23 protein-coding genes are annotated in these 17,721 nt (G+C 73.9%); 20 read left to right on the plus strand and 3 right to left on the minus strand.

Features of this window, described 5'->3' with window-relative positions; all coding sequences use genetic code 11:
• The first annotated feature begins 68 nt into the window (after positions 1 to 68).
• Genes hisH through hisF form a run of 4 tightly spaced genes read left to right on the plus strand, consistent with a single transcriptional unit; the run spans position 69 to position 2,647 of the window.
• Entirely contained in the window at positions 69 to 704 is a 636-nt protein-coding gene (gene hisH, locus ACFVVX_RS02580) for an imidazole glycerol phosphate synthase subunit HisH (protein ID WP_387940524.1), read from the plus strand.
• Positions 705 to 726: 22 nt separating this feature from the next.
• Positions 727 to 1,452, plus strand: a complete 726-nt coding sequence (gene priA / locus ACFVVX_RS02585; RefSeq protein ID WP_387940526.1) for a bifunctional 1-(5-phosphoribosyl)-5-((5-phosphoribosylamino)methylideneamino)imidazole-4-carboxamide isomerase/phosphoribosylanthranilate isomerase PriA — start codon at positions 727 to 729, stop codon at positions 1,450 to 1,452.
• Complete coding sequence (locus ACFVVX_RS02590; RefSeq protein ID WP_387940528.1) at positions 1,449 to 1,880, plus strand: RidA family protein; 432 nt, start codon at positions 1,449 to 1,451, stop codon at positions 1,878 to 1,880. Before priA ends, ACFVVX_RS02590 begins: the two co-directional genes overlap by 4 nt.
• Positions 1,877 to 2,647, plus strand: coding sequence for an imidazole glycerol phosphate synthase subunit HisF (gene hisF / locus ACFVVX_RS02595; protein WP_387940530.1), 771 nt, complete (start codon positions 1,877 to 1,879; stop codon positions 2,645 to 2,647). The genes ACFVVX_RS02590 and hisF overlap by 4 nt, the downstream gene beginning before the upstream one ends.
• 48 nt (positions 2,648 to 2,695) lie before the next feature.
• Here hisF and ACFVVX_RS02600 read toward each other — a convergent pair whose 3' ends face one another.
• The 3 genes from ACFVVX_RS02600 to ACFVVX_RS02610 form a co-directional block, all read right to left on the minus strand.
• Positions 2,696 to 3,481, minus strand: coding sequence for a VOC family protein (locus tag ACFVVX_RS02600; protein WP_387940532.1), 786 nt, complete (start codon positions 3,479 to 3,481; stop codon positions 2,696 to 2,698).
• 131 nt (positions 3,482 to 3,612) lie between these two features.
• Positions 3,613 to 4,257: a TIGR03085 family metal-binding protein gene (locus ACFVVX_RS02605; RefSeq protein WP_387940534.1), complete on the minus strand. Its 645-nt coding sequence runs from the start codon at positions 4,255 to 4,257 to the stop codon at positions 3,613 to 3,615.
• 29 nt (positions 4,258 to 4,286) lie between these two features.
• Positions 4,287 to 4,865: a hypothetical protein gene (locus tag ACFVVX_RS02610; RefSeq protein ID WP_387940536.1), complete on the minus strand. Its 579-nt coding sequence runs from the start codon at positions 4,863 to 4,865 to the stop codon at positions 4,287 to 4,289.
• A gap of 122 nt (positions 4,866 to 4,987) precedes the next feature.
• Between ACFVVX_RS02610 and ACFVVX_RS02615 the strand changes: the two genes are divergently transcribed.
• From ACFVVX_RS02615 to ACFVVX_RS02690, 16 genes are all read left to right on the plus strand, one after another.
• Positions 4,988 to 5,458, plus strand: coding sequence for a hypothetical protein (locus ACFVVX_RS02615; RefSeq protein WP_387940538.1), 471 nt, complete (start codon positions 4,988 to 4,990; stop codon positions 5,456 to 5,458).
• Between the two features lie 66 nt (positions 5,459 to 5,524).
• Positions 5,525 to 5,896 carry a phosphoribosyl-AMP cyclohydrolase gene (hisI, locus tag ACFVVX_RS02620; protein ID WP_387940540.1) on the plus strand — a complete coding sequence of 124 codons (372 nt, stop codon included), beginning with the start codon at positions 5,525 to 5,527 and terminating at the stop codon, positions 5,894 to 5,896.
• A gap of 38 nt (positions 5,897 to 5,934) precedes the next feature.
• Positions 5,935 to 7,455, plus strand: a complete 1,521-nt coding sequence (locus ACFVVX_RS02625; RefSeq protein WP_387940542.1) for an anthranilate synthase component I — start codon at positions 5,935 to 5,937, stop codon at positions 7,453 to 7,455.
• Positions 7,456 to 7,495: 40 nt separating this feature from the next.
• A complete protein-coding gene (locus ACFVVX_RS02630; RefSeq protein ID WP_387940544.1) occupies positions 7,496 to 8,056 on the plus strand; it encodes a Uma2 family endonuclease in 561 nt (186 codons plus the stop codon).
• Positions 8,057 to 8,088: 32 nt separating this feature from the next.
• The gene (locus ACFVVX_RS02635; protein ID WP_387940546.1) at positions 8,089 to 8,727 is read left to right on the plus strand and encodes a TIGR02234 family membrane protein; all 639 of its coding nucleotides are present in this window, start codon (positions 8,089 to 8,091) and stop codon (positions 8,725 to 8,727) included.
• A gap of 157 nt (positions 8,728 to 8,884) precedes the next feature.
• Positions 8,885 to 9,136 carry an HGxxPAAW family protein gene (locus ACFVVX_RS02640; protein ID WP_387940548.1) on the plus strand — a complete coding sequence of 84 codons (252 nt, stop codon included), beginning with the start codon at positions 8,885 to 8,887 and terminating at the stop codon, positions 9,134 to 9,136.
• Positions 9,137 to 9,220: 84 nt separating this feature from the next.
• Positions 9,221 to 9,667, plus strand: coding sequence for a DUF2752 domain-containing protein (locus ACFVVX_RS02645; protein WP_387940550.1), 447 nt, complete (start codon positions 9,221 to 9,223; stop codon positions 9,665 to 9,667).
• Between the two features lie 267 nt (positions 9,668 to 9,934).
• Positions 9,935 to 10,741, plus strand: coding sequence for an indole-3-glycerol phosphate synthase TrpC (gene trpC, locus ACFVVX_RS02650; protein WP_387940552.1), 807 nt, complete (start codon positions 9,935 to 9,937; stop codon positions 10,739 to 10,741).
• A gap of 10 nt (positions 10,742 to 10,751) precedes the next feature.
• A complete protein-coding gene (gene trpM, locus ACFVVX_RS02655) occupies positions 10,752 to 10,901 on the plus strand; it encodes a tryptophan biosynthesis modulator TrpM (RefSeq protein WP_387940554.1) in 150 nt (49 codons plus the stop codon).
• Between the two features lie 49 nt (positions 10,902 to 10,950).
• Positions 10,951 to 12,201, plus strand: a complete 1,251-nt coding sequence (gene trpB, locus ACFVVX_RS02660; RefSeq protein WP_387940555.1) for a tryptophan synthase subunit beta — start codon at positions 10,951 to 10,953, stop codon at positions 12,199 to 12,201.
• Between the two features lie 2 nt (positions 12,202 to 12,203).
• Positions 12,204 to 13,013 (plus strand): tryptophan synthase subunit alpha, encoded by an 810-nt coding sequence (gene trpA, locus ACFVVX_RS02665; protein ID WP_387940556.1) that lies wholly within the window; start codon positions 12,204 to 12,206, stop codon positions 13,011 to 13,013.
• 304 nt (positions 13,014 to 13,317) lie between these two features.
• The gene (locus tag ACFVVX_RS02670; protein ID WP_387940557.1) at positions 13,318 to 13,575 is read left to right on the plus strand and encodes a hypothetical protein; all 258 of its coding nucleotides are present in this window, start codon (positions 13,318 to 13,320) and stop codon (positions 13,573 to 13,575) included.
• Between the two features lie 136 nt (positions 13,576 to 13,711).
• The gene (locus ACFVVX_RS02675) at positions 13,712 to 14,251 is read left to right on the plus strand and encodes a MauE/DoxX family redox-associated membrane protein (protein ID WP_387940559.1); all 540 of its coding nucleotides are present in this window, start codon (positions 13,712 to 13,714) and stop codon (positions 14,249 to 14,251) included.
• Positions 14,252 to 14,348: 97 nt separating this feature from the next.
• Complete coding sequence (locus tag ACFVVX_RS02680) at positions 14,349 to 15,212, plus strand: DsbA family protein (protein ID WP_387940561.1); 864 nt, start codon at positions 14,349 to 14,351, stop codon at positions 15,210 to 15,212.
• A gap of 173 nt (positions 15,213 to 15,385) precedes the next feature.
• Positions 15,386 to 16,411: a prolipoprotein diacylglyceryl transferase gene (gene lgt, locus ACFVVX_RS02685; RefSeq protein WP_387940563.1), complete on the plus strand. Its 1,026-nt coding sequence runs from the start codon at positions 15,386 to 15,388 to the stop codon at positions 16,409 to 16,411.
• A gap of 193 nt (positions 16,412 to 16,604) precedes the next feature.
• Complete coding sequence (locus ACFVVX_RS02690; protein ID WP_387940665.1) at positions 16,605 to 17,297, plus strand: VIT1/CCC1 transporter family protein; 693 nt, start codon at positions 16,605 to 16,607, stop codon at positions 17,295 to 17,297.
• Positions 17,298 to 17,721 lie beyond the last annotated feature (424 nt).

The following is a 17,721-nucleotide window of genomic DNA, read 5'->3' on the forward strand; positions in this document are numbered from 1 at the left end:
CACGGTCGGACAAGCCCCGGCGCAACGAGAACCGCCCGGGACCCGCTGAGAGACTTGGACACCTGAACATGGGCAAGAACGTCGTCGTGCTCGACTACGGGTCGGGCAACCTCCGCTCGGCCCAGCGCGCCGTGGAGCGCACCGGGGCGAACGTCACCGTCACCTCCGACTTCCAGACCGCACTGGACGCGGACGGCCTGCTCGTCCCCGGCGTCGGCGCCTTCGAGGCCTGCATGCGCGGGCTGAAGGCCGTCCGCGGCGAGCAGATCATCGGCCGCCGACTGGCCGGCGGGCGCCCGGTGCTGGGCATCTGCGTCGGCATGCAGATCCTCTTCGAGAAGGGCGTCGAGCACGGCGTGGAGACGGCCGGCTGCGACGAGTGGCCCGGCACCGTCGAGCCGCTGGACGCCCCGGTCGTCCCGCACATGGGGTGGAACACCGTCGACGCCCCCGAGGGCAGCCGGCTCTTCGCCGGGCTCGACGCCGACACCCGCTTCTACTTCGTGCACTCCTACGGCGTGCGTCGCTGGGAGCTGGAAGTCCACAGCGCCCGGATGCACGCCCCGCTCGTCACCTGGGCCACGCACGGGCAGCCGTTCGTCGCCGCCGTCGAGAACGGCCCGCTCTGGGCCACCCAGTTCCACCCCGAGAAGTCCGGCGACGCCGGCGCCGCCCTGCTGACCAACTGGGTCAACACCCTCTGACCGTCTGAGAGTTGTCACAACGATGAGTCGCCTCGAACTGCTCCCCGCCGTCGACGTCCGCGACGGCCAGGCCGTCCGCCTGGTCAAGGGCGCCTCCGGCACCGAGACCTCCTTCGGCGAGCCGCTCGCCGCCGCCCTCGCCTGGCAGAACGCCGGCGCCGAGTGGCTCCACCTGGTCGACCTGGACGCCGCCTTCGGCACCGGCACCAACCGCGACCTGCTGCGCGAGGTCACCGGCGCGCTCGACATCAAGGTCGAGCTGTCCGGCGGCATCCGCGACGACGAGTCGCTGGCCGCCGCCCTGGCCACCGGCTGCACCCGGGTCAACCTCGGCACCGCCGCCCTGGAGAGCCCCGAGTGGGTCGCCAAGGTCATCGCCGAGCACGGCGACCAGATCGCCGTCGGCTTGGACGTGGTCGGCACCACCCTGCGCGGCCGCGGCTGGACCCGCGACGGCGGCCAGCTCTTCGAGGTGCTGGCCCGCCTGGACGCCGAGGGCTGCGCCCGCTACGTCGTCACCGACGTCAACCGGGACGGCACCCTGACCGGCCCCAACCTCCAGCTGCTGCGCGACGTCTGCGCCGCCACCGACAAGCCGGTGGTCGCCTCCGGCGGCGTCTCCTCGCTCGACGACCTGCGCGCCATCGCCACCCTGGTCGGCGAGGGTGTCGAGGGAGCCATCGTGGGCAAGGCACTCTACGAGCAGAAGTTCACCCTCGAAGAGGCCCTGGAGGCGGTTTCAGGATGACGGAACGTCAGATCGTACGCGGTCGGGTCGGCGGATCCTCCCCCTGGGAGGACCAGTTCGGCTACGCGCGGGCGGTGGCGGCCGGGGACCACGTCCACGTGGCCGGCTCCACCGCCTGGGTCGACGGGAGGATCGAGCACGAGGGCGACCCGTACCGGCAGACCCTCGCCGCCTTCGGCGTCGGCCTCACGGCCCTGGCCGCGTACGGACTGACGGCGGACGACGTGGTCCGCACCCGGATGTACATCACCCACGCCCGCGACGCGGACGAGGTGGGCCGCGCCCACCACACCCTCTTCGCCGCCACCCGGCCGGCGGCCACCATGGTGGTGGTCGACGGCCTGATCGACTCCCGGATGATGGTCGAGGTCGAACTCGACGCCTACCGTGCCGGGCTCGCACGCACTCTGGAAGGCCAACAGCCGTGACCCTCGCCGTACGTGTCATCCCCTGTCTGGACGTCGACGCCGGCCGGGTGGTCAAGGGTGTCAACTTCCAGAACCTGCGCGACGCCGGCGACCCGGTCGAGATGGCCAAGCTCTACGACGCCGAGGGCGCCGACGAGCTGACCTTCCTCGACATCACCGCCTCCTCGGGGGACCGCGAGACCACCTACGACGTGGTCCGCCGCACCGCCGAGCAGGTGTTCATCCCGCTGACCGTCGGCGGCGGGATCCGCGCCGTCGAGGACGTCGACAAGCTGCTGCGGGCCGGGGCCGACAAGGTCGGCGTCAACACCGCGGCGATCGCCCGCCCGGAGCTGATCCGGGAGATCGCGCAGCGCTTCGGCCGCCAGGTGCTGGTGCTCTCGGTGGACGCCCGGCGCTGCCCTCCCGGCACCGAGACCGCGTCGGGCTTCGAGGTCACCACGCACGGCGGGCGGCAGGGCACCGGCCTGGACGCCGTCGAGTGGGCGGGCCGCGCGGCCGAGCTGGGCGCGGGCGAGATCCTGCTCAACTCGATGGACGCGGACGGCACCAAGGACGGCTACGACCTGGAGCTGATCGGGGCCGTCCGCAAGACCGTGTCCGTCCCGGTGATCGCCTCCGGCGGCGCCGGCCGGCTCGCCGACTTCGCCCCCGCGGTGGAGGCCGGCGCGGACGCCGTGCTGGCGGCCAGCGTCTTCCACTTCGGCGACCTGCGGATCGGCGAGGTCAAGAACGCGCTGCGCGAGGCCGGGCACCCGGTGCGCTGACCGGTGCCCGGTGCTGTCCGCGCCCGCGGACAGCACCGGGACCGGACCTCAGGACCCCTGCCGCGGCTCGCCCTTGATCAGTGCGAACGGTGCGCCGGACGGGTCCGCCAGCCAGGCGATCCGGCCGACCTCGGGGACGTCCTCGGCGCCCATCAGCACCGTGCCGCCGGCCGCCTGCGCCCGGCCGACCAGCTCGTCGACCTGCTCGGTGGCGAAGTACGGCGTCCAGGAGGGCGGCTGCTCCTGCGACATGACCGGGGCGATGCCGCCGAAGCTGGTGGCGTTCTGGTCGCCCTCGGCGGTGGAGAGCACCAGGTACGTCATGCCGGGGGCCGGGAACTTCTCCGAGCGCCAGCCGAACAGCGTCCGGTAGAAACCGAAGCCGGCCTCCTGGTCGGTGGTGTGCAGCTCGGACCAGACCAGGGCGTTGTCGCTGGACACCACGTCCAGTCCGATGGTCGAACCGGACTGCCAGATCGCGAACTGCGCGCCCTGCGGGTCGGTGAGCTGGGCCATCCGCCCGGCCTCCATCACGTCGAACGGCGCGGCCCGGACGGTGCCGCCGGCCTGCTCGACGGCCTTGGCGGTGGCGTCCGCGTCCGGCGTCCTGAAGTACGTCGTCCAGGCGGACCGGGCGCCCTCCTCGGTGAGCGGGCCGATGGCGCCCACCGTCCGGCCGTCCAGCTGGAGGAAGCCGTAGCCGCCGGCCTCCGGGCCGAGCTGCTGGAAGGTCCAGCCGAACACCGCCCCGTAGAAGGCGGCGGCCGCGGCCGGATCCGGGCTGCCGAGGTCGATCCAGCAGGGCGCGCCGGTGGGAAAGTCGGTGGTGAGCATGAGGTGGTGCTCCTTCGACGGAAAGGGCGGTCGGGCGGCTTGTCGAGGGCGCTCGGGCACCCCTCCCCGACCCTCTGCGAGTCTGCACCCCGCCACTGACATCCGCAGCCGGGGCGGATCGCGCCGGTCGACTACGGCAGCGGCAGCGGCAGCACGTGGCGCAGCGCGGCGACCGCGTCCGGGGGGCCGTCCACGGCCAGCTCGGTACGGGCACCCCGGCCGTAGACGAACAGCACCAGCTCGCCAGGCTCGCCGGTGATCCGGACGACCGGAGCCTTGGCCGGTCCGACGCTCACGCCCGTGCCGGCCGGGCGGCGCAGCTCCAGCCGGACGGGGGAGCGGCGGCCCGCCTCCAGCCTGGCCAGCATCGGCAGCCGCCGCCAGAGCGCCGCGGCCCGGCCGGGCGGCACCGGCTGCGGCTGCCAGGACCCGCCGGCCCGGCGGACGTCCTCGGCGTGCACGAAGTACTCCACCGTGTTCGCCGCCTCGTCGGCGCCGGGCAGCGCGAACAGCGAGAGCAGCGGCGGGCCGGCCCGGAACAGCCGCACCAGCTCCTCGTACGGGCGCCCGGCGTAGCCGCGCTGCACCCGGTGGGTCCAGTCGGCCAGCGGGCCGATCCGGATGCCGGCCGCCGCGTCCGGCCGGTGCTCCCGGAGCACCAGGTGGGCGGCGAGGTCCCGGGTGGACCACCCGGCGCAGAGGGTGGGCGCGTCCGGCCCGGCGGCGGCCAGGAGTTCGGCCAGTCGGTGGCGCTCGGCGAGGGCATGGTTCGACATGCGGCCCAGCCTAGGGGCCTGGCGGGGGGTCAGCGCAGGTGGCCGGTGAGCCTGGTGCCGCCCAGGCGGTTGCTGGCCGTCATCGTGCAGCTGAAGTCCCGCCAGCCCTGCTGGTAGACCGTCATCGCCGGGCCGAACGGGAAGCCGTAGTACGGCCCGCCGCCGCCCTGGCGGGCCTCGGCGGCGGCCAGCGGCTCCTTGCAGGCGTCCCGCATGGCCTTGGTGATCTGGCTCTCGGCGGTCAGCCCGTCCGGCAGCAGCAGGGCCGCGATCGCCTCGCCGTCGTGCTCGCCCTCGCAGGGCCGGGCCTCCGGCCTGGTGATCCCCTTGCTGAGCTGCGGGTGGTCGAAGCAGGCGCCGAGCGGGAGGAACGGGTACGGGACGACCCTGGTCGGGGTCGGCGTCGGCGTGGGGCTCGGCGTCGGGGTCGGGCTCGGGGTGGTCGCGGTGGGGGAGGGCTGCGGCGGCGGCAGCGCGACCGGCCGGCCCTCGGGCCAGAGCAGCACGGTGGCGACCACGGCCAGCAGCACGGCGAGGACCGCCACGACGGCGATGACCAGCCCGCGGGAGGGACGGGAGGCGGCTTCGGGCGGCTGCTCGGTGCTCATGGGCACGAGAATGGCCCAACCGCGGCCGTCTCGGCAGGCGGTTGGCACAACTCGTACGAGCGGACCTGTCGCACTGGTCCGATAGGCTCCCCGCGGCACGACACGATCCCAGGAGTAAGCGGATGCGCGTCGGAATCACCGGTCACCGGGGCCTGTCGGGCGGTATCACCGAGATGCTGGTCCGCGGGGAGCTCTGGCGGCTGGTCACCACCTTCGGCCCGTACGAGCTGGTCGGCGTCAGCTGCGCCGACGAGGGCCCGGAGAGCTGGTTCGCCCGGTCCGTGCTGGAGCACGGCGGCAAGCTGGAGGTGCTCGTCCCCGCGGGGGCGCCCGTCGTCGGCCGCGCCGGCGACCACCACCGCGCCACCAGGCTGCGGCTGATGAACGAGGCCAACGCCGTCCACCGGCTCGCCGCCGTCGAGCACGGCGGCCTCGGCGACGACACCGGGCGCGCCCTGGTCGGCATGGTCGACGAGCTGATCGCGGTCTGGGACGGCGCACCGGACAGCGAGCCCGCCCGGGTCGCCGCGCTCGCCCAGCGGGCCGGGCTCTACGTCCACCGGATCTGGCCGGCGGGCTGCGAGCGCCCGTAGGGTGCCGGAGCGGACGGGCCCCGGCACCCACCCGGCGGGCCTGGCCGGACTGACACAATGGGGCCCATGTCCACCACACCCGCCGCCCCCGGCAGCACCGCCCTGGCGCCCGAGATCGCCGCCCGCCTCAAGCGCACCGAGGAGGGCCTGCTCCCGGCCGTCGCGCAGCAGTACGACACCGGCGAGGTGCTGATGCTCGGCTGGATGGACGACGAGGCGCTGCACCGCACCCTGACCACCGGCCGCTGCACCTACTGGAGCCGCAGCCGGCGCGAGTACTGGGTCAAGGGCGACACCTCGGGCCACGTCCAGCGGGTCAAGTCCGTGGCCCTGGACTGCGACGGCGACACCCTGCTGGTCAAGGTCGACCAGACCGGCGCCGCCTGCCACACCGGCGACCGCACCTGCTTCGACGCCGACGTGCTCCCGCTCGCCTGACCCACCCACCCCGCCACGACCAGAAGGTGCCGCTCTCCATGGACCTCGAAGCCTTCCGCAAGCTCGCCGTCGACACCCGGGTCATCCCGGTCACCCGCAGGCTCCTCGCGGACGGCCTCACCCCGATCGGCCTCTACCGCAGCCTCGCGGGCGAGCGCACCGGCACCTTCCTGCTGGAGTCCGCCGAGCAGGGCCGCAGCTGGTCCCGCTACTCCTTCGTGGGCGTGCGCAGCGCCGCCACCCTCACCGCGGACCCGGACGGCAACGCCCGCTGGCTCGGCGCCCCGCCGGTCGGCATCCCCACCGGCGGGGACCCGCTGCAGGTGCTGCGCGCCGCCCTGGAGGCCCTGCACACCCCGCGCCACGCCGACGACGGCCTGCCGCCGCTCACCGGGGGCCTGGTCGGCTACCTCGGCTACGACGTCGTGCGCCGGCTGGAGAAGCTGCCCGACCTCAACCCGGACGACCTGCGGCTGCCCGAGCTGACCATGCTGCTCGCCACCGACCTCGCCGTGCTCGACCACGTCGACGGCACGGTCACGCTGATCGCCAACGCCGTCAACCACAACGACCTGGCCAGCGGCGCCGACGAGGCCTACGCGGACGCGGTGGCCCGGCTGGACGCGATGGAGGCCGACCTGCTGAAGCCGGTCGACCCGGGCCTGGCGACCTTCACCCCCGCCGGCGCCGGCGACGTCCACTCGCCGTTCGGCGGGGCGCCCTACCGGGCCGCCGTCGAGGAGATCAAGGAGCGGATCCGGGCCGGCGAGGCCTTCCAGGTGGTGCCCTCGCAGCGCTTCGAGGCGCCCTGCCCGGCCTCCGCGCTGGACGTCTACCGGGTGCTGCGCACCACCAACCCCAGCCCGTACATGTACCTGTTCCGGTTCCCCGGCCCGGACGGCACCGCGCAGGGCGGCTTCGACGTGGTCGGCTCCAGCCCGGAGGCGCTGGTCAAGGTCACCGACGGCGAGGCGATGCTGCACCCGATCGCCGGCACCCGGCACCGCGGCGCCACCCCGCAGGAGGACGCCGGGCTCGCCGCCGAGCTGCTCGCCGACCCCAAGGAGCGGGCCGAGCACCTGATGCTGGTCGACCTCGGCCGCAACGACCTCGGCCGGGTCTGCGAGCCCGGCAGCGTGGAGGTGGTCGACTTCATGCACATCGAGCGGTACAGCCACGTCATGCACATCGTCTCCACCGTCACCGGCCGGGTCGCCCCGGGGCGGACGGCCTTCGACGTGCTCACCGCCTGCTTCCCGGCCGGCACCCTCTCCGGCGCGCCGAAGCCGCGCGCGATGCGCATCATCGAGGAGTTGGAGCCCACCCGCCGGGGCCTGTACGGCGGCTGCGTCGGCTACCTGGACTTCGCCGGGGACTCCGACACCGCGATCGCCATCCGCACCGCCGTGCTGCGGGACGGCACCGCCTACGTCCAGGCCGGCGCGGGCGTGGTCGCCGACTCCGACCCGCACGGCGAGGACACCGAGTGCCGTAACAAGGCCGCCGCCGTCCTGCGGGCCGTGGCCACCGCGAACACGCTGCGCACGCCGCTATCGTGAGGACGACGGGGCGGTGAACCGCTGAGGGAAGGCGGCCGGGATGACCTCGACGACCACGGAGAGCGCCTGGGACGCGCTCGAAGGTGCCAACCCTCCGCGCGGCTACCGGGTGGAGATCACGGACGGGAAGATCATCATGACGCCCCACGGGGAGAGCCGGTGGGAGGTCGTCCTCAGCGCGGCGCCGCAGATCAGGACGCAGCTCGCGGGCCGCGGCCGGGTGCTGTCCGACGTCATGATCGACTTCCCCTCGCCGCGCTTCGGCTACGCCCCCGACCTGGCGGTCGTCGCGCCGGGGGCGGAGCGCAACGCCCGTCACCGGTTCGAGTGGCACGACCTCGAAGCGGTGATCGAGGTGGCCTCGCCGTCGGGCCGGGACGAGGACCACCTCAGGAAGGTCCGGACCTACGCCGAGTGCGGGATCCCGCTCTACGTCGTGGTGGATCCCGCCGCGGCGGTCTGCACGGTGCACAGCGCCCCGCAGCCCGCCGGGAGCTACCGGGAGGCGGAGCGGGTGCCCTTCGGCAACGACCTGTTCCTGCCGCTGGCGGACCGGACCCTGGTGCTGTCCACCGACGGGTTCCCGGCCGACCCGGGGTAGGGGCGGCGCGCAGGGTCAGGGATAGTGGACGGGTGAGCGTTCCTACCCAGCCCCGTGCCGAAGCCGTCCCCGCCGCCCCGGCCCCCGCCCCCGCCGCGGTCGGGCGGCGGATGCTCGGCGTGATGCTGCTGCTGACCGCGCTCGGCGCCGCCCTGGTGCTGACCGCCGTCGGCCGGGTCTGGGCCGAGGGCCGGGTGGCCGGATCGGCCGCCGGGACGCTGGAGGTGTCCGCCACCGGCAGCCGGATCTCCGAACTGCCCGGCGGGCTGGCCCTGGTGGCGCTGGCGGCGGCGGTCGCGGTGTTCGCGGTGCGTGGCGTCGGACGGGTCGGGGTCGGTGTGCTCACCTTGCTGTCAGGCCTCGGGGCGGCCGCGACGGCGGCGGCCGGGGCGGGCGACAGTGCGGCGCTGCACGCCGAGGCCGCCCGCAAGCTGGCGCTGTCCGGCGCCCAGGCCACCGGGATCGGCCACACCGCCTGGCCGTGGGTGGCGCTGCTCGGCGGGCTGTTGCTGGCGCTGGCCGGGCTGCTGACCGTCCGGTACGGCCGGGGCTGGCCGACCATGGGCAGCCGCTACGACGCACCGACCCGCAAGGCGCCCGCAAAGGCCGCGGAGACCCCGGCCGACCTGTGGAAGGCGCTGGACCGGGGCGAGGACCCGACCGCGGGCTGAGTGCGGGCCGGGCGCGGGCCCGGGTCGGCCGGGGTGTGACCCGATAGACGAGCACCCCCTTTGGGGGAGCGCTGTGCGGCCCGGCACAATGGAACACGTCAACCCGCCAGGGGCCCGTGGGCCCGGCCGGGCCCCGGAGAACCAAGGAGCACCGCAGATGTCGGCAGCAGCACACGGCCACAACCCCGCCGCCTGGACCGGCGTGACCATCGCGTTCGTCGGCTTCGCGATCTCGGGCGTGGCGATGATCCTCCCGTCGGTGCCGGTGGTCTGGGCCGGTATGGCGGTCGTCGTGCTCGGCGGCGTGGTCGGCAAGGCCATGTCGATGGCCGGGATGGGCAAGCAGCCCAGCCCGCACGTGGAGACCCTCGAGGACCGCGCCGCGGCCGCCGCCGCCGTCACCGCCTGACGCCCGACCCCTCGTACGGCTGAACGGCGGGCGGAACGCCCGCCGTTTCGCTCTGCCCTCCGCTTGCGCCGGGCGGGCACAATCATGGGCGTGAACGCCGCTCCCACCGCCTCCGCCCGGCCGCCCGTGCTGCGCCGGCTGGGCCCGCCGCTGGCCGCCCTGGCCGCCGTGGCCGTCCCCACCGTGTACATCGCCGCGGTGGACCCCAACGCCCCCGGCCACTATCCCGACTGCCCCTTCCTGGCGGCCACCGGCTGGTGGTGCCCCGGCTGCGGCGGCCTGCGCTGCGTCCACGCGCTCGCCCACGGGGAGCTCTCCGGCGCCCTGCACGACAACGCGGTCGCCGTGCTGCTGTTCGCGGTGCTGGCGGTGCTCTGGCTGCGCTGGCTGTGGGCCGTGGTGACCGGCGGCCCCGGGCCGCGGATCGCGCCGGGGGCGAGACGCTGGGTGCTGATCGCCCTGCTGGTGCTGGTGTTCACGGTGGTGCGCAACCTGCCCGTCGGGGCGGGATTGGCGCCACCGCTGGTATGAGTCCGACAGCGGGTGTAAAAGGTGTGAAACCGCAGCTGGGAGCTGTCCTGGGGGGCGTCCGGTCCGCGAGACGCACGCCGGGTGGATGCGCCCTGCGCCCCCCGGTGCCGATACCATCGAAGGGCCGGCTGGCCGTTTGGCCGCCCGGCCCCTGGCCGGCCGAGCCGGCAGAAATGATGGGGGCGCCCGCGTGAGCGAGCGAAGCGAGCGAACAAATGTCAGGTGCGTGTTGCGCGCAGCGCCTGCCGAGCGGAGCGAGGTGGGCGTATGACTGTGCTCGAAACGATCGTCGAAGGGGTCCTCGAGGACCTCGCCGAGCGGCAGGCCAAGGTCTCCCTGGACGAGCTCAAGGAGCTCGCCGCCAAGGCCCCCGACGCCAAGGACGGCGTGGCGGCCCTGCGCGGTGACGGTGTCCGGGTGATCTGCGAGGTCAAGCGCTCCAGCCCGTCCAAGGGCGCACTGGCCGCGATCGCCGATCCGGCCGCCCTGGCCCGCGACTACGCGTCCGGCGGCGCCGCCGCGATCAGCGTCCTGACCGAGCAGCGCCGCTTCGGCGGCTCCCTCGCGGACCTGGACAGCGTCCGCGCCGCGGTGGACACCCCGGTGCTGCGCAAGGACTTCATCGTCACGGCCTACCAGCTGTGGGAGGCCCGCGCCCACGGCGCCGACCTCGCGCTGCTGATCGTCGCCGCCCTCGACCAGCAGGCCCTGGTGTCGCTGATCGAGCGCGCCGAGTCGATCGGCCTCACGCCGCTGGTGGAGGTGCACGACGAGGAGGAGATCGCCCGCGCGGTCGACGCCGGGGCGCGCATCATCGGCGTCAACGCCCGCAACCTGAAGACCCTCGAGGTGGACCGCAACACCTTCGGCAACGTCGTCCACGCCATCCCGGACCACGTCGTCAAGGTGGCCGAGTCCGGTGTGCGCGGTCCGCTGGACGTGATCTCCTACGCCAACCTCGGCGCGGACGCGGTGCTGGTCGGCGAGTCCCTGGTGACCGGCAAGGACCCGCGGGCGGCCGTCGCCGACCTGGTCGCGGCCGGTGCCCACCCCGCGCTGCGGCACAAGGACTGACCCCGCCGCCATGAAACTCGCCTCCCGTCTCGCCCCCGGCTGCCGCCCGCGCGGCTGCCGCGCGCCCGCGCGCCGGGTGCTGGGCAGGCGGGTGCGGTACGTGATCGGCTGCGAGCCCGGACAGGTGCAGGGCCGTCGATGGCGCAGGTCGCACGGCTGAGCACAGCCGTTCCGACGTCACTGTCGTCATCTTCCAGAAGGACCACACCATGTCCGAGAAGGACTACCTGCCCGGCGCCGAGGTGCCGGACGCCCGGGGCTACTTCGGTGCCTACGGGGGCCGTTTCATTCCGGAGGCGCTGGTCGCCGCCGTGGAACAGGTCGCCGAGGAGTACGAGAAGGCCAAGGCCGACCCGGCGTTCGCGGCCGAGCTGGACGGGCTGCTCAAGGACTACACCGGCCGCCCCAGCCCGCTGACCGACGTCCACCGCTTCTCCGCCGAGGCGGGGGGCGCGCGCGTCCTGCTCAAGCGCGAGGACCTCAACCACACCGGCTCGCACAAGATCAACAACGTGCTGGGCCAGGCCCTGCTCACCAGGCGGATGGGCAAGACCCGGATCATCGCCGAGACCGGCGCCGGCCAGCACGGCGTGGCCACCGCCACCGCCTGCGCGCTGTTCGGCTTCGACTGCACCATCTACATGGGCGAGGTCGACACCCGCCGGCAGGCGCTGAACGTCGCCCGGATGCGGATGCTCGGCGCCGAGGTGGTCTCGGTGACGTCCGGCAGCCGCACGCTCAAGGACGCCATCAACGAGGCGTTCCGCGACTGGGTCGCCAACGTGGACTCCACCCACTACCTGTTCGGCACCGTGGCCGGCCCGCACCCCTTCCCGATGATGGTCCGCGACTTCCACCGGGTGATCGGCGTCGAGGCCCGCCAGCAGGTGCTGGACCGGACCGGGCGGCTGCCGGACGCGGTCGTCGCCTGTGTCGGCGGCGGCTCCAACGCGATGGGCATCTTCCACGAGTTCATCCCGGACGCCGGGGTGCGCCTGATCGGCTGCGAGGCGGCCGGCGAGGGCGCCGAGACCCCGAAGCACGCCGCCACCCTCACCAAGGGCGACCCGGGCGTGCTGCACGGCTCGCGCACCTACGTCCTCCAGGACGAGGACGGCCAGACCATCGAGTCGCACTCGATCTCGGCCGGCCTGGACTACCCGGGCGTCGGCCCGGAGCACGCCTGGCTGAAGGACACCGGCCGGGCCGAGTACCGCCCGGTCACCGACGACGCCGCCATGCAGGCACTGCGGCTGCTGTCCCGCACCGAGGGCATCATCCCGGCCATCGAGAGCGCCCACGCGCTGGCCGGCGCCCTGGAGCTGGGCCGCGAACTCGGGCCCGAGGCCACCATCCTGGTCTCGCTCTCCGGGCGCGGCGACAAGGACATGCACACCGCGGCCGAGTACTTCGGCCTGTACGACGAGGCTGCCAACGGCGCCGCTGACGGGGGTAAGTGACCATGGCTTCGAAGCTCAGCGGCATCCTGGCCGCCGCCAAGGCGGAGAACCGCGCCGCGCTGATCGGCTACCTGCCGGCCGGCTTCCCGAGCGTGGACGGCGGCGTGCGCGCGGTCAACGCGCTGATCGAGGGCGGCTGCGACATCGTCGAGGTCGGCCTGCCGCACTCCGACCCGGTGCTGGACGGCCCGACCATCCAGACCGCCGACGACATCGCGCTGCGGGGCGGTGTGCGGATCAAGGACGTGCTGCGCACCGTCCAGGAGGTGGCCGCCGCGCACCCGGAGGCGGCGGTCCTGGTCATGACGTACTGGAACCCGGTCGACCGCTACGGCACCGCGCGCTTCGCCGCGGACCTGGCGGCGGCGGGCGGCGCGGGCTGCATCCTGCCGGACCTGCCGGTCGAGGAGTCCGAGGAGTGGCGCAAGGCGGCGGACGAGCACGGTCTGGACACCGTGTTCGTGGTCGCCCCGAGCAGCAAGGACAAGCGCCTCGCCGAGGTCACCGCGGCGGGCAGCGGCTTCGTGTACGCGGCCGCCGTGATGGGCGTGACCGGCACCCGGGCCAAGGTCGGCAACCTCGCCGAGGACCTGGTCGCCCGGACCAGGGCCGCCACCGACCTGCCGGTCTGCGTCGGCCTCGGCGTCTCGACGGCCGTGCAGGCCGCCGAGGTGGCCGGCTTCGCGGACGGCGTGATCGTCGGCTCGGCCTTCGTCCAGCGGATCCTGGACGCCGACGGGGACGAGCAGGCCGCGCTGGCCGCCGTCCGCGGCCTGGCCGGCGAGCTGGCCGCAGGGGTCCGCCGCCGGTAGTCCGCCGCTGGCGCTCTCCCGCCGGCGCTCCACCGTGTTCCACCGCGTTCCACCGTGCTCGATCCGACGGCCCGTCGCCCCGCTGTACCGGGGGCGGCGGGCCGTCGGCCGTTCCCGCCGTTCCCGCCGGACCCGCTCCGAGGGCAGCGGGCGGCCCCGGGGGACGGCCCGGCCACCCCGAACGGGTGAACACCGGCGGGGACACGCATCAGCCGGGGTTGACCGGCGTTGAGTGGAGGGACGAGTGCACGAACGACGAGCCCGGGGCCTGAGGCGGGCGCGAAGCGAGCGAAGGGGTGTGCCGGTGCCGTGTCTCCAGCGAGCCGTCCTGCTGCGGGCGGCCGCGGCCGTCCTGGCCCTGTGCGCCGCCGTCGGGGCGGACACCGCGGTGGGGCACGCGCTGGCCAGGCGGGGTGCGGAGCGGGCCGAGCGGGACGCGTACGTCTGCGCCGAGGCGGCCCGGGTGGACGCGGCGGTCCGCGCCACCCGCTCGGAGCACGAGGGGCGCCAGGACCTGTACGACCCGGGGCGGCCGCCGGGCTGCGCCCCGAACGCGCGCTAGAACACGGTGGGAACGTATTCGGACAGACCGTCATCAGGTGTCACCCATACGGCTTAATTCCTGAATATGGAGGAACCCCCCTTCATCCCTTACGGTTCGTCAGGAAGTGAACGTGTTTCCCGAGGGGGGTTTCCCGATGGCCGGCCCGGCAGTGCAGCCCGGTGACCCAGCGCCGCCCGGCGGCCCGGCGCGGCGCGGTGGCACCGCGCGGACGGCGTGGCCGGCCTGGACGGAGTGGATCGGCACGGCCGCACGGCTCGGCCTCGCCGTGGTCTGGGGCTGGGCCGGTCTGGCCAAGATCGCCGACCCGGCCGAGGCCGCCCAGGCGGTGCGCGCCTACGAGATCCTGCCCGAGTCGCTGGTCAAGCCGGTCGGCTACGCGCTGCCCTTCCTGGAGCTGGCGCTCGCGCTGCTGCTGGTGATCGGCCTCGGCGTCCGGCTGGTGGCGGCGGTCTCCGCGCTGCTGCTGCTCGCCTTCATCGCCGGGATCGCCTCCGCCTGGGCGCGCGGCATCTCGATCGACTGCGGCTGCTTCGGCGGCGGCGGGGCGGTGGACGCCTCGCAGACCGAGTACCTGCAGGAGATCCTGCGCGACACCGGGTTCCTGCTGCTGGCCGGCTGGCTGCTCTGGCGGCCCCGCACCAGGCTCTCGGTGGACGGCTGGCTGGCGAGCTAGCCGACCGGACCGGTTCCGGTCGGCGCCGGGCCGCCCGGCCGCACCCCCACCCCCACCCCCGACCCTGCCCCCACCCCCGACCTGGATGTCCAAGGCAATGAGCGAGAAGAACCGAGAAGGCAAGCGCACCGCCCGCGAGCGGATGCTGGCGGAGCGGGCGGCCGACGAGGCCGGTGCCCGGCGCAAGAAGAAGCTGGTGGTCGGCGGGGTGGTGCTGGCGGTGATCGCCGCCGCCGTGGTCACCGGTGTGGTGGTGCAGAACCAGCGCTCCAAGCCGGAGACCCCGACCGCGGCCCCGGCCGGCGCGATCGGTGACAAGAACCTGGTCATTCCCGTCGGCGCCGCGAACGCCCCGTCCGTCCTCACCGTCTACGAGGACCCGCGCTGCCCCGCCTGCGGCACCTTCGAGCGCGACTTCGCCCCGACCATCGACCAGTTGGAGGACGCGGGCAAGATCTACACCAACTACCACATCGTGTCGTTCATCGACCGGGCCGTCCAGGGCAAGGGCTCCAAGTACGGGGCCAACGCGCTGGCCTGCGCCCAGGACGCCGGGCACTTCCGCGACTACCACGACGTGCTCTACCGCAACCAGCCGGACGAGACCAACGACGCCTTCGGCGACAAGGCGACGCTGATCAGCCTCGCCAAGCAGGTCAACGGCCTGGACACACCCGCCTTCGAGGCCTGCGTCAACGACAACAAGTTCGGCGGGTGGGTGTCCTCGGTGCAGCAGGACTTCGACAAGTCCAGCTACAAGTCGACGCCGACGGTGCTGCTCAACGGCCAGCCGATCTACCCGAAGAACGGCAGCGAGGAGATCAGCCCGGCGAACCTGGTGAAGTGGGTGGACGCCGCCAACCAGGGCAAGCAGCTCGGCACCACCGGCTCGAACGGGCAGACCCCGGCGCCGAGCAGCACCGCCTCGGAGAGCAACAACCCCTCGCCGAAGGCCGGCTAGGTCCTGCCCGGCCCCCGGGCCCCCGGCCGGCCGCCGCCCCCTCCCCGTCCGGAGGGGGCGGCGGGACCTCGTGCGCGGCCGTGCACCCGGACCGGTCCGCCGGCCGTTGTTCGGCATCTGTGACCCGCGGGGTGCCCGGGGCGGGCCGCGGACCCTGTAGCGTCGGAGCTGCCATGGATATCGCCTACATTCCCAGCCCGTCGCGGGGCGTCCTCTACCTCGGACCGATCCCGCTGCGCGCCTACGCCTTCTGCATCATCCTCGGTGTCGTCGTGGCCGTCTGGCTCGGCAGCAAGCGCTGGGTCGCCCGGGGCGGTGGCAAGCACACGGTCGGCGACATCGCCGTCTGGGCTGTGCCGTTCGGCCTGGTCGGCGGCCGGCTCTACCACGTGATCACCGACCACCAGCTGTACTTCGGTGCGGGCCGCAACCCCTGGAACGCCCTCAAGATCTGGGAGGGCGGCCTCGGCATCTGGGGCGCGATCGCGCTCGGTGCGGTCGGCGCCTGGATCGGTGCCCGCCGCCGGGGTGTGCCGCTGCCCGCCTACGCCGACGCCATCGCGCCCGGCATCGCGCTCGCCCAGGCGCTCGGCCGCTGGGGCAACTGGTTCAACCAGGAGCTGTACGGCCGGGAGACCACCCTGCCGTGGGGCCTGGAGATCGACAAGACGCTGCCGAGCGGCGAGGTGGTCACGGGGATCTACCACCCGACCTTCCTCTACGAGTCGCTCTGGTGCGTCGGGGTCGCGCTGCTGGTGATCTGGGCGGACCGCCGGTTCACCCTCGGCCACGGCCGGGCCTTCGCGCTGTACGTCGCCGCGTACACGGTGGGCCGGTTCTGGACCGAGTGGCTGCGGATCGACGAGGCCCACCACGTCCTCGGCCTGCGGATCAACGACTGGGTCGCGATCCTGGTCTTCCTGGGTGCCGTCGCCTACCTGGTGATCGTGGGCAGGAAGCGCCCGGGCCGCGAGGACCCGGCGAGCATCGACCCGATGGCGACCGACGCCTCGGACGGCCCGGGCGCCGCGGCTACCCCGGGTGCCTCGGGCGCCTCCGGTACCCCGGGCACCTCGGACGCCTCTGACGCCTCGGACCCCAGTGCCGAACCGTCTCGGCCCGTGGACGGGAAGGCGGACGCGCCCGCGGTCGACGCGGCCGCGGACAAGGCCGACAAGAACGCCAAGAACCTCACCTGACCTGCGACTCCGCTCGCCTCCGGCCGCTCTTCCGCACCGCGCGGAGGGCGGCCGGAATGCTGTTCGGGCAGCCTTACTTTGCTGGAAATGCCCATGCCGCGCGGACTACGTTCGATTCATCAGACGATCGGACGGAGGCCTGACAACCGTGAGCGCGACCACCCTTGAACCCGAGGCCGGGAACCACCCCCGCATTCCCGCCGCGGGGCACCACCGTGATGTGAACGGCGGCTGGCTGCGGCCCGCCGTGTTCGGCGCGATGGACGGGCTGGTCTCCAACTTCGCCCTGATGACCGGTGTGGCCGGCGGCGCGGTCCCCAGCGGCACGGTGGTGCTGACCGGGCTGGCGGGTCTGGCGGCCGGCGCCTGCTCGATGGCGGCGGGGGAGTACACCTCGGTCGCCTCGCAGCGCGAGCTGGTGCAGGCCGAGATCGAGGCCGAGCGGCTGGAGCTCAGCCGCAACCCGCACGGCGAGCTGGCCGAGCTGGCCGAGCTGTACGTCGCGCGCGGGGTGGAGCCGGGGCTGGCGCAGGAGGTGGCCCGGCAGCTGTCCGCCGATCCGGACCGGACGCTGGAGGTGCACGCGCGCGAGGAGCTGGGCGTCGACCCCAACGACCTGCCCTCGCCGTGGGTCGCCGCCGGGTCCTCCTTCGTCTGCTTCGCGGTGGGCGCGCTGCTCCCGCTGCTGCCGTACCTGCTGGGGGCGACCTCGCTGCTGCCGGCGCTGGTGCTCTCGATGCTCGGCCTGTTCGCCTGCGGTGCGGTGGTGGCCCGGGTGACGGCGCGCAGCTGGTGGTACAGCGGGCTGCGGCAGCTGGTGCTGGGCGGGGCGGCGGCCGGGGTGACGTACCTGCTGGGCTGGCTGATCGGCGGCCACGTCGGCTGACGGCCGCGTTCCACCGCATACGGGCGGGGCCGGTGGGGGCTGTGGGGCGGACCGGGCAGGTGGGAGGCCCGGCGCTCTGGTGGGATGGTACGGACTTCTGCATGATTATGCGCTGTCATGCGTGACGTTCCACACATGGGTCCGACTGCCAGGCTGTCCTAGCATCGGCCGCAGGCCTGCCGGTCCGAGGATTTCCCCGGTCGGACCGGCCCTGGGGGATCGAATCGCAGGCGGGCCTGTGGCGATCTTGTCGACGAGGCATTTCGCCCCTGTTTCGGCCCTCCAGGGCACGGGCACACTTGAGTGAGCGTGCGGACGAGTTTCCGTCTCCCCTTGCTCGTATTACTCGTCGGTAATAGCCCCTGACCTGGGGTCATGTCCGCCATGTGGACGCAGGATTCCACTTCCCGGGATCTCCGGCATC

This window comes from Kitasatospora sp. NPDC058170 (genome assembly GCF_042883905.1).
Classification (GTDB): Bacteria; Actinomycetota; Actinomycetes; order Streptomycetales; family Streptomycetaceae; genus Kitasatospora.

Bases quoted from the DNA above. Each gene is read 5' to 3' on its own strand.
- trpA (WP_387940556.1), top strand. From the start codon at position 12,204: ATGGCTTCGAAGCTCAGCGGCATCCTGGCCGCCGCCAAGGCGGAGAAC.
- ACFVVX_RS02600 (WP_387940532.1), bottom strand. From the start codon at position 3,481: ATGCTCACCACCGACTTTCCCACCGGCGCGCCCTGCTGGATCGACCTC.
- hisH (WP_387940524.1), top strand. From the start codon at position 69: ATGGGCAAGAACGTCGTCGTGCTCGACTACGGGTCGGGCAACCTCCGC.
- ACFVVX_RS02645 (WP_387940550.1), top strand. From the start codon at position 9,221: ATGGGCGTGAACGCCGCTCCCACCGCCTCCGCCCGGCCGCCCGTGCTG.
- priA (WP_387940526.1), top strand. From the start codon at position 727: ATGAGTCGCCTCGAACTGCTCCCCGCCGTCGACGTCCGCGACGGCCAG.
- ACFVVX_RS02615 (WP_387940538.1), top strand. From the start codon at position 4,988: ATGCGCGTCGGAATCACCGGTCACCGGGGCCTGTCGGGCGGTATCACC.
- ACFVVX_RS02640 (WP_387940548.1), top strand. From the start codon at position 8,885: ATGTCGGCAGCAGCACACGGCCACAACCCCGCCGCCTGGACCGGCGTG.
- trpM (WP_387940554.1), top strand. From the start codon at position 10,752: ATGAAACTCGCCTCCCGTCTCGCCCCCGGCTGCCGCCCGCGCGGCTGC.
- ACFVVX_RS02630 (WP_387940544.1), top strand. From the start codon at position 7,496: ATGACCTCGACGACCACGGAGAGCGCCTGGGACGCGCTCGAAGGTGCC.
- ACFVVX_RS02625 (WP_387940542.1), top strand. From the start codon at position 5,935: ATGGACCTCGAAGCCTTCCGCAAGCTCGCCGTCGACACCCGGGTCATC.
- ACFVVX_RS02675 (WP_387940559.1), top strand. From the start codon at position 13,712: ATGGCCGGCCCGGCAGTGCAGCCCGGTGACCCAGCGCCGCCCGGCGGC.
- ACFVVX_RS02610 (WP_387940536.1), bottom strand. From the start codon at position 4,865: ATGAGCACCGAGCAGCCGCCCGAAGCCGCCTCCCGTCCCTCCCGCGGG.
- ACFVVX_RS02680 (WP_387940561.1), top strand. From the start codon at position 14,349: ATGAGCGAGAAGAACCGAGAAGGCAAGCGCACCGCCCGCGAGCGGATG.
- ACFVVX_RS02605 (WP_387940534.1), bottom strand. From the start codon at position 4,257: ATGTCGAACCATGCCCTCGCCGAGCGCCACCGACTGGCCGAACTCCTG.
- hisI (WP_387940540.1), top strand. From the start codon at position 5,525: ATGTCCACCACACCCGCCGCCCCCGGCAGCACCGCCCTGGCGCCCGAG.
- lgt (WP_387940563.1), top strand. From the start codon at position 15,386: ATGGATATCGCCTACATTCCCAGCCCGTCGCGGGGCGTCCTCTACCTC.
- trpB (WP_387940555.1), top strand. From the start codon at position 10,951: ATGTCCGAGAAGGACTACCTGCCCGGCGCCGAGGTGCCGGACGCCCGG.
- ACFVVX_RS02590 (WP_387940528.1), top strand. From the start codon at position 1,449: ATGACGGAACGTCAGATCGTACGCGGTCGGGTCGGCGGATCCTCCCCC.
- trpC (WP_387940552.1), top strand. From the start codon at position 9,935: ATGACTGTGCTCGAAACGATCGTCGAAGGGGTCCTCGAGGACCTCGCC.